Annotated in this window: 6 protein-coding genes; 1 reads left to right on the top strand and 5 read right to left on the bottom strand. The window is 43.0% G+C overall.

The features are described 5' to 3' along the window. The 3 genes from WBJ10_RS17385 to WBJ10_RS17375 form a co-directional block, all read right to left on the bottom strand. Window positions 1–626 (bottom strand): PA domain-containing protein (locus WBJ10_RS17385; RefSeq protein ID WP_424292597.1); only part of this gene is annotated, 626 nt, incomplete at its 3' end. A 111-nt stretch (window positions 627–737) separates the two neighbouring features. After that, window positions 738–3,584 carry a PAS domain S-box protein gene (locus WBJ10_RS17380; protein ID WP_424292595.1) on the bottom strand — a complete coding sequence of 949 codons (2,847 nt, stop codon included), beginning with the start codon at window positions 3,582–3,584 and terminating at the stop codon, window positions 738–740. 93 nt (window positions 3,585–3,677) lie between these two features. Further along, entirely contained in the window at window positions 3,678–5,882 is a 2,205-nt protein-coding gene (locus WBJ10_RS17375; protein ID WP_424292594.1) for an ATP-binding protein, read from the bottom strand. A gap of 351 nt (window positions 5,883–6,233) precedes the next feature. Between WBJ10_RS17375 and mnmE the strand changes: the two genes are divergently transcribed. Next, window positions 6,234–7,718 carry a tRNA uridine-5-carboxymethylaminomethyl(34) synthesis GTPase MnmE gene (gene mnmE, locus WBJ10_RS17370; RefSeq protein ID WP_424292592.1) on the top strand — a complete coding sequence of 495 codons (1,485 nt, stop codon included), beginning with the start codon at window positions 6,234–6,236 and terminating at the stop codon, window positions 7,716–7,718. 274 nt (window positions 7,719–7,992) lie between these two features. Here mnmE and WBJ10_RS17365 read toward each other — a convergent pair whose 3' ends face one another. Together WBJ10_RS17365 and WBJ10_RS17360 are read right to left on the bottom strand one after the other, a co-directional pair. Further along, window positions 7,993–8,373, bottom strand: coding sequence for a DUF2784 domain-containing protein (locus WBJ10_RS17365; protein WP_424292590.1), 381 nt, complete (start codon window positions 8,371–8,373; stop codon window positions 7,993–7,995). 100 nt (window positions 8,374–8,473) lie between these two features. After that, window positions 8,474–10,689 (bottom strand): penicillin acylase family protein (locus tag WBJ10_RS17360; RefSeq protein WP_424292588.1); only part of this gene is annotated, 2,216 nt, incomplete at its 5' end.

The following is a 10,689-nucleotide window of genomic DNA, read 5'->3' as shown; positions in this document are numbered from 1 at the left end:
CCCTTCGGATAAACATCACCCTGGTAAAAGCCATCCTCTTTAGGATCGGAATAAATGATACAGCCTATTGCCCCATGCTCCTGTGCAATCTTGGGTTTCACCCCGCGCCATGAGCGGCCATAACGGGCGATCACGATCTTGCCTTTAACACTAATGCCTAATGCATCAAGCGTTTCATAATCTTCTGGCAGCCCGAAATTGACAAATACCAGCTCAGCGCTGACATCCCCGTCGGCACTCCATGCATTATAACTGGGCAGCATATCAGACTGTGATGAAGTCCCGTCTTCTTTCAAGCCAGGTTCTTTCAATAATGCCGTAAACTTCTTTGGCGAGGTCATTTCCAGCAGCCTGGTTTTAGGGTAAGGGAAAAGCACGGTATAGGTTTCCATCTCGGCATCCCATCCATAGATTTTGAATTTAGCGAGGATGTTTTCTGCAACTTCTTTGCTTCCCACAGAGCTGACGTAATGGGGCTTTGCGGATAGTTCCTTGATTGTGGCACCGATGTTATGGGCGCTCAGTAGGGCGTCAAAACGGGCTTCGTTTTCTTTCGGCGAGCTTTGGCCATAGCAGGATAGCGCTCCTGCAATGAGGGCGGCTGAAAGGATGGAGGTGGATTTCATACGTTATTGTAGCAGCAAGTTAAAAAAATTGAGGATGGTAGAAAATTGAAAAGTGAAAAATTCCTGGCGCAGGCTATTAAAACTCAGCGTAAGGGCAAAAAAGAATCCGGATCATTTAAAAGGAATTGTAAACCAAAACGCAGAGCCCTCATCTAACTTCGATTCCACTCCAACTTTACCGCCATGCAGCTTAATTATTTCAGAAGAAATATATAATCCAAGACCTAATCCAGAATATTCTATTCCGGATGGGTCTACCCTAAAATAGCGTTCAAATAAATGCGGCAACTTGGCTTCATCGATACCTATACCCTGATCTATGACCGTTAGCTTTGCTGAATCAGCAGTTTCTTCAATTACCAATTTGATTAAGTTGGACTCAGGAGCATATTTTACCGCATTATTTACAAAATTTACAATCACCTGTTCAATGCGCTGCCTGTCAGCAAACACATCGAGCTCCCGGTTACCTTCTAATACTAGTGTATGACTTCCCTGTAATCTCACAAATTCACAGCATTCTGATACAACATTGAAAAGATTAAAAGTGGTTCGGCTTAATTTCAGCTGACCAGACTCAATTTTAGAGACATTTAAAAGTTCGCTGATTAAAGAACCTAGTTTGCCGGCACTTTTGAATGACGTTTCAATCAGGGAAGCGACAGCTGGAGCAGTGGGATGCTGTCCATAAACCCTCATAAGTAATTGGATAGATGCCGTGAGGGTTGTTAATGGTGTTTTTAGCTCATGTGATGCTATTGACAAAAATTCATCCCTGGTACGCACAGCCTTCTTTAATTCGGTTACATCCTGACTAACGACGACCCCGGCAATGATATTACGAGAATTATCAAGGATCGGTGCAGAACTCAGACGTAATATGGCCTGTTCGCCATGCCTGATGATGTCAACATCTTCATCTATAACAATTTCTCCACTCTGGATCGAACGTGCCAGAGGCCATTCGTGCCCTTCATACTGCCTTCCATCGGGGTGAAATCCCACCCATTCAATATACTGGTCTACATTTTCCGACTGTTTCAGAGGATGGCCCCAGATATCCTTAATTTTATCATTCGAAAAGATGATTTTCCCTGTAGGCGCTTCTGCGATAACTACCGAACCTGGCATCTGTTTCACCACGGCTTCGAACCTGTTACGCTCAAACTCCATTTCCTTCAGCAATGTTTCATTTTGCTCAAGCGCTTCTTTCTGTTCGGTAATGTCGGTATTGGTGCCAAACCACCGCACCAGGTTTCCCTGAATATCAAATATGGGTTCGGCACGGGTTAAAAACCATCGCCACTCGCCAGTTTTTCCACGCAGGGGAAATGTAATCTCAAATGGCTTTTCTTTTTTCCAGGCTTCCTGAGCGAAGTCTACGACTCGTTGCTTGTGATCCGGATGATGGATTTTTTCCCATCCCCAGCCCTGCATTTCTTCCAGGTTTGTTCCAGTATAATCATACCATCGATCATTGTACCAGAATATCCACCCATCTTTGTCAGACATCCAGGCCAATTGAGGAATAGCATTCGAAAGGCTCCTAAATTGCTCTTCGCTTTCACGGAGTGCAAACTCTGCTTTTTTCCGTTCAGCAATTTCTTGTTGTGCTGATTCATGCAGACGGGCATTTTCTAATGCCAGTGCTATTCGTGTGGCAAAATCTTTCGCGAAGTTTAAATCCATCTCATCGTATTCCCTCCCTTCGACTGTCGAGACAAAATTCACCGATCCAATTATTCTTGTTCCGACTGTCATCGGAACCACAATCGATGAACGGAGTTGCATCTTTTTGATTTGTGCAAGCTGTTCCTTGTCTTTAATAGCAGCCTCTATTATTTCATCGGTAACCCGAGGTATTAAAACAGATTCACCGGTTCTTATTACATGGCCGTGAACGCCTGTATTGTTTATAGTAACAGGAACTTTTATCCGGAATTCTTTTGCCCATTGAACATACTCTTCATCGCTGTTGACAATAAGTAGTAGCTCCAGTATATCATCCTTCAATATATTGATCGTAAACCAGTCCGCAAAGTTTGGTACGAGTAGTTCAGAGATCTTTTGTAATGCCGAATCTGTGTCAAGGGTTAAAGCCAGTTCCTCACCTGCTCTATTCAAATTTTCCAGCAATTCCTTCTGTTTTTCCGCGCTTCTTCGCGACAAAACCAGGTCTGTTACATCATAGCCTACCGACATGATGGATGTTACCTGCTTGTTTTCGATGATGGGATGGTACACGAAGTTGAGAAACGCGTTGGTCATTTCACCATCTTTAAGCAAAGTTACGGCATATTCATTTCCGTAAAAAGGCTTCCCACTATCGAAAACGTTTCTTAAAATATCCAAAAATCCCTGGGCTATGAGTTCAGGAAACACTTCCGCAAGCTGTTTTCCCAATACATTATTTTCCTTGCCCCAGATGTTTAAGGTATTACTGTTTGCCATCTCAATAACAAATTCACGGCCATGCAATACAGCGATAGCAAACGGCGCCTGCATCACCATACTGCGAAACCTTGCCTCGCTGTCTTCTAACTTTTGCCTGGCAAGAACCTGCTCTGTAACATCTTTACATACGACCATTACGCCGGTATTTTCACCGCTCAAGTTCCTGACTACGGTAAAGGAATAATCAAAATAAACAGGCTGTAAAACTCCGTCCTTCATCAGATAAGCGACCGCTTCCGAATCGGTGTGTGCTACGCCGCTTTCTATTACGCTCCTTAACAATGCCGGAAACGGCTGGTCCGCATGTTCAGGTAATATCTCGAGATAGGTTTGTCCGATGATGCTTTTATCCTTTCCCCACAGGCTTAATAAAGCGTCGTTAGCATAACTCACCCTCAACTCCATGCCCGTAAACTGCACAATCGGATAGGGAACAGAAAGGAGTGCATCTTCCATGCTTCCCTGAATAGTATTAGCTTTTGACAAGTTAGGATCAGGAGTCATATATATCTTAATTCAATAGCAAATAAACGTTTTTTGAAAAGAAAATGCAATGTACAGGATAATTCAGCCCGACAGTTTTATAAGGTCACCTGATCACTTTTTAAAAGCGACGTAAAAGGTTGAGCCCTTATCAAGCTCACTATCTGCCCAGATCTTACCCTGGTGTTTCTCTACGATGCGCTTTACTATTGCCAATCCCACACCGGAACCCTCAATTTCCTGCACATTATCCATCCGTTTAAACAACTCAAATATATTAGGGAGCTGCTTGATGTTGATTCCGATGCCATTATCGCTGATTGAATAAACTATCTCCTCATCGTTTTCAATCCCCTGAATGGATATTTTTGGTGATTCCGCTTCTAATGAATATTTTATTGCATTACTAAGGAGGTTGGAAAATACCTGCGATATCATCGTCGGATCGCCTTTTATTGGCGGTGTATCACCGATATGAATTTCGAGATTTTCAGATTCAAAACATACTTTCAGGTCTTTAACAAGCTCGTGGATCATCGGGCCGGTTTCTATCTCATCGAAGTCAGTGAATGCTCGTCCAACCCGGGTGTAATCCAACACCTCTTTGATCATAGCCTTCATTTTCTCGGTACCCGATTCTATGCGGGCAAGATAGCCCCGGGATCTTTCGCTTAAAGAGTCATCCCTCAACATAAGCTGCGTAAAGCTCATAATCGTTGTTAGCGGATTTTTCAGGTCGTGGGAAATAGTGTAGCTGAAAGTGTCCAGCTCCTCATACGCCTGCTTTAACTTTTCATTCAGGATCCTTATTTCACTTGCTTTCTGGCTGATGGCTGCTATCACTTCAGTTTTGAGCCGGATAACAGATTTGATCTCCTCATTGGACCAGCTTTCAGATTTTCCGGAAACGGTCTGCGACCATGCTTCAAATGACTTCCTTGGTGAGATCTGCACTGAGCCGTTTTCATCAATTTTCGTTTCCTTCTCCGGGTTTCCCGCCCAGGAAATCTTTTGCAGCTTTTCAGGTTTGAACCAGATAATATACTCACGAAGCTCGGCGGATAATGTGCAGATCATCACTCCGCTTGCGATATCTTTATACGGAATGGCTTCCGGGTTGACACCAGAAAAGTTATCGGTATAATAGATCTGATCGGAAACATTTTTACTTATCCATTCAACGAGCACTTCAATTTGCTCCGGGCCTGGAGTTGCTCCAAGAGTCATGACATTTTTTTCAAATATTAAAACGGCGCCGCTGGCAGCAGTCACATTCAGAATTGTAGTGTCATTCTTCAGCAATCCATCTTCCAGGCTGGCTGATTTATACATGTACTTCGACAATTTATCAACTGCAGCTTTGAAGGCATCAGTTTTATGCTGGTTTTCTTCATCCTGCCTGAACTCCAGTGCAGAGGAAACTATCTGCCCGATGAGCTTTGCTGACTCGCGTGATTTATAATCAATGAACCTTGGAGTATAATTGTGGCAGGCTATCAATCCCCAAAGGTGTCCTTTATAAATCAAAGAAATACTAAAACTCGAATCCACCTTCATATTTTTAAGGTACTGGATATGGACAGGAGATACTGCCCTGAGCTGTGAATTTGTAAGGTCGAGCGGAGTTTCACCATATTCAGCCGTGCTCACGATACGTGAAGGCTCCGCGTGAACATGGGCAATCAGCCGGGTTAAATTCCGTTTGTAAAGCTCCCGCGCCTGCTGCGGTATGTCGGATGCCGGGTAGTGTAATCCCAGCCACGACTCTAAATTTTCTTCTTTAGCTTCTGAAATAACTTCCCCGTGGCCATCTTCGGCAAAGCGGTATACCATGACCCGGTCGTAATTGATCACCTGCTTAATTTGCTCAGCAGAATTGTTTAGCAGATTTTGAAGGCTCTTGTCTGCCAGCATCTCGGATATAGAGCGGCCAATAGCCTTCTGCACATCAAGTTCAATGTCGGAAACGGCTGGTTCAAACTCCAACATAAAATAATCGGCAGAATGAGATATAATCAGGTAATAAGGCCTTCCCTGAATATCGGCTGAAAAAGGATTAGTTTGTTCAAAACCTGTTGATTTTCCCAGGGCAATAAGCTGTATCATAAAATCAGACGGCTCATTGCTCCCAATGATGGGCTTGATGCTGTTGATATGCTCGCCCAGCAATTGTTCCGGAAGTCCGTCTAGATGTTGATTAATATTTTCACTGTGAAAGCGAATTATGTATTCCTGATCGATAACGAGAAGGAAACCATGCGATTGAATCTGTCCCGGAATATGTATCGGTTCAATATCACAATTTGTAAGATTTATCATGCAACGGTGGTGGTGCTGTGTGTTTAAATTTAGAAACCTAGTACGGGTAGGTGAAACAGATTGTGTGCCAGAAATTTGTGGAATACCTTTATTAAACCTATTTGTACATCTACGTTAAAATTTTATTCCACCACCCTCCATCGTCAAACTCCCTCCAACACCTATATCCGAAAAAACAAACCTCGTCTTTCCCTGTATTCAATCGAAGGTTATACCTGCTCCGTGGTACTGCGAGTCCTGCTTTTGATTGAATTTTTACAAAGACACAGCGGATTAACTATAATAGGACGGACGGTAAAGGTGATGAAAAATGCATAAATATGCTGATATTTGATTGTTGTAAGCACCGCTATGGATAATAAAACACAACTCTACATTTCCGACACCATCATCGCCCTTGCCACCCCCTCCGGTATCGGAGCCATAGGCGTAATCAGGCTTTCAGGCCCGGATGCGATATCACTGGTTAATGAGGTGTTTGAAGGAAAAGATTTAAGCATACAGAAATCTCATACCATACATTTCGGAACCATCCGGGATGGTGATTTGATCCTGGATGAGGTGCTTGTTTCGATTTTCATAGGGCCGAAATCGTATACCAAAGAGAACGTCGTGGAGATCTCCACACATGGATCTGCATATATTATTGAGAGTATTATTAAATTATTAGTCCGCAATGGTGCTAGGCCGGCCAATCCTGGGGAGTTTACCTTGCGTGCTTTTTTAAACGGACAGCTCGATCTTTCACAAGCTGAAGCGGTTGCCGATCTGATTGCTTCTAATTCCAAAGCCTCCCACCAGGTTGCGATGCAGCAAATGCGCGGCGGTTTTTCACATGAGCTGCAGCATCTTCGGGATCAGCTCATCCATTTCGCTTCCATGATCGAGTTGGAGCTTGATTTCGGGGAGGAGGACGTGGAATTTGCCAACAGGGAAGATCTGAAAGGATTAATCTATCAAATAAACCGAATCCTGCACCGCCTGATACAATCCTTTGAACAGGGGAATGTCATGAAGAATGGAGTTCCGGTAGTTATTGCCGGCAAACCCAATGTAGGAAAATCGACCCTCCTTAACGCGCTATTAAACGAGGAGCGTGCCATCGTATCCGAAATCGCCGGTACCACCCGCGACACGGTTGAAGACGAAATGATCATCGGCGGCATCAACTTCCGATTCATCGACACCGCCGGCATCCGCGAAACGGTCGACATCATCGAGGCAAAGGGTGTTGAACGCACCCACGAAAAAATCGGCCAGGCGAAGCTGATTATTTACCTGGTTGATCCGGAGCAGGAAATAGGGGAGATCGAAGATCAAGTGAAGTATTTAAGTGGATTGGGAATACCGTTTATTACGGTGGTGAATAAGAGTGATGTGATGACTCCTGAGTTTGAGGAGAAGGTATCAAATATCAAGGTTCAAGACCCAGGAACCAAGAACCAGGAACGAAAACACGGGGTGGATAACCAGGAACAGACATCTGACCTGCGACATCCGACTTCGGACTTCCGACCTCCGACCACTCCTCTTTACATCTCCGCCCGCAACAAGCAAGGTATCGACGTCCTAAAAAACACCATCCTCCAAACCATCAACCTCCACTCCATTAACACCGACGACGTCCTCATCTCCAACATCCGCCATTTGGAAGCGCTGCAGAAAACTGAGGCTTCTTTAAATAGTGTGCTGGAGAACATTGATAATCCGGTTACCTCTGATTTCCTGGCTTCGGATATTAAACAGGCTTTGTACTATCTGGGTGAGATAACGGGGCAGGTGACGACGGATGACTTGTTGGAGACGATTTTTAGTAAGTTTTGTATTGGAAAGTAATCTGCTTGCATTAGAGCTAGAATCCTAGTTTTGATAGCTTAAACGCAGTTTTTGTTTCTCTGAGAGGTTGATAAAGCCTATGATACCCGCTGTTTTCCTACGATTTTCAGGCTATTTATTTTTAGTATGAAATCGTATTAAAAAAATCTCGAATTTTTACCACGCTTCAAACTCAGTTGTCCGTAAGATAATTTAGTGAATTCTTTTCTCCAGTAGCTAAATATTCTTCTGATTCCTAAATCTCCGCCCAGACGTATAACGTATAACGTACCACTTAACTCCTCCGCCCAGACGTATAACGTAAAACGTATAACGTAAAACTCACAATAACAACCAACCCAAAACTGACCGCGGTTACTGTGTCTATTAAATTGTCACTAATATCCATCCCGGTCAGCTTATCTGCGAAATACTTAATTAAAGAATTGGGCAAATTCCGCTCTCCAAGTTTTGCCTTAATCTGCCACTGCCAATCAGTTAAAGGGCAATAGCCGAAACCAAACCAATAGCCGAGTCCGACCCAGGAAAAGATAGTTGCAATAACTAAGTAGAAATGTGCTTTCCGTGTCGATCGCCATATCCAGCCGAAAAGATTGAATCCGATGATCAGCAAATGCAGGAGGGTTAAGACGAAATCGAGGAAATGGAGATACATATTAGTCGACGATTTACAGCTGTTAGTTTTGTTTATTTCAAACTTATAACTGCCCGCAGTAACTTAATATCAGGCATCAGCGTATTGTTGAAGCCGGATCTTACTCCCCCGGATGATACCTTTTCTTTACATGTTGCAATACATCCTCTTTGTAAAATAGCACATCTTTAAATTTTCCTTCGGTATACATTCTGGCCTGATCGGTAAAGTGCGGCGAATTTACATCACCGCTTACCCCGCCTGCTAACAAAGATTTTGCTTTTATTTTTGGGCCAAATTCTACAGCACAAACAAAGCTATTTCCACTCACACCATAACGCTTATCAGTGCCAGGCATCTGCCGGCTGTTAAAAGAGGGCAATTGACCCCAAAGCGCAGAAGCAAATCCTACCGGTAAACTTTCTTTTTTATCATCATAAACTTCCTCTACTTTTCCTGTTAATCGTTGAAAACGGTTCAGTTCTCCCCAAGCCATTTGCCATTTTCCGAATTTCCCTTCAAGCTCTTTTTTGGTAGCAGTCAATGTTTGTAAAAGCATATCTGCTGATGCCGTTTTGGCAAATTCACGGGTTTTTTCAACCTGATCTTTCTCGCCTGCGGCAATATAAACTTGTTGTATGGCCGAACTTAATTTTTGTGCCCATTCAATAGCCAATGTGGTGGCCACCGAAGATTCTGAAGAACGATAGTCCCATTTTTTCAGGATTTCTATTGGGTCTTTCAATTCAGCATAAGCATTTCCTTTTTCCTGGTAAGCTTTTAATAAAGCTGGGATCAAGATCTCGAAAGCTGACAAATAAGTATCATATCCGGCTTCAATAATCTTATCTAAAGTAAACTTTTGCTCCTTGCTCAAAACCCTTACAGCATTAATTCCTCTGAAATTTTCCCCGTCTGGAGCCATGTAAGATGGATAATTTTCTTTTTTAGGACTATGAATCCCAGCTGAAGTAAAAGGGGTAGAGTTGGTGTTTTGCAGCCAGCCATTTTCGGGATTATAAACATGAACGCCTTCCTTAACCGTGTGAAGTCCCTGGTACGCGGTGGCTGATGTGGAACCATCCACAGGTTTGGTCCAGTCAAATTTTTGATCTCTTTTTGGGATGTGGTTACCATGCCAATAAGCGATGTTTCCTTTGTTATCCGCAAAGACCGTATTATTAGAGGTATTAGCCTGCATATCCATCGCTTTGGTATAGTCTTCTAAACCTTTTGCTTTCGTACGGACCCAACTTTGCACCAAACTTTTTGCCGCCCGGTTGTAAGAAGTTAAACTGATCCATTTTCCTTCCCGGTTTGCCATCACCGGACCATGGTTAGTAAAGTACGTGTTCAAAGTTTTTTCTTTCATCGCATCGCCTTCCTTGTATTTGATCACGATCTTTTTTTGTTTTACCGGGTTCAATTTCCCATCGTACTCATAAAAATGTTCAGTCCCTTTGGTTACAATTTTCTCGATGTATGTATCCGCTACATCAACGTTATTGGAGGTGTGCATCCAGCCGCAGAAATCATTAAATCCCTGATAAATAAAAAATTGTCCCCAGGTTACGGCTCCGTAAACCCGTAATCCTTCCTCGCTGCTCATTTGAACTTCCGGCCTGAAATAAAAAGTAGTATGTGGGTTGATATATAAAATGGAATTACCTGAAGCGGTGTTTTTTGGCGCAATGGCAAAGCCGTTGGATCCAGTTTGATGATCCAAATGTTTTGGTTTTATGGCCCCGGTCTCTTTATTGCCTTCATAAAAGTTCTTTAGTTCCCTTACAGAAATATCAGCAGTACTGATGGCTCCAATGCTTCCATCAGTCCACAAATACGGGTACCAAGGTTTAAATTTGCTTAGTAAGGCAGGTTTTACTTTCGGGTTTTTGTACAGGTAGTAATTAATTCCATCAGCGTAAGCATTCAACAATTTTTTCATCCATGGCTCTGAATTGTTATAATCAGAGATTGCTTCGTTAGAATCAATCAGTAAGCGGATCATTAAATCATTGTAAATGTCTTTTTCGCCATTCAGTTCAGAGAGGCGGCCCAATTTTTCAATGTAATTTAGCTCTACGCGTTTAAAATCATCTTCGCATTGGGCGTATAACAAGCCAAATACGGCATCAGCATCTTTTTTGCCGTAAATGTGCGGCACACCAAAATTGTCGCGGATAATTTCTACTTGATTGGCTTGAGCCTGATAACGGCCAATTTCCTCTTCTGTGAATTTTTGAGCGAAAAGTGTTGATGGAATTAGAAGGAAGAATAAAAGTTTTTTGCGCATCATAAGAGTCTTTGGATGGAATGCCCAAATTAGGCAAAAATGTG

This window comes from Daejeonella sp., from assembly GCF_049655485.1.
In the GTDB taxonomy this organism is placed as follows: Bacteria; Bacteroidota; Bacteroidia; order Sphingobacteriales; family Sphingobacteriaceae; genus Daejeonella.
This window is presented reverse-complemented; position numbering and strand designations above follow the sequence as displayed.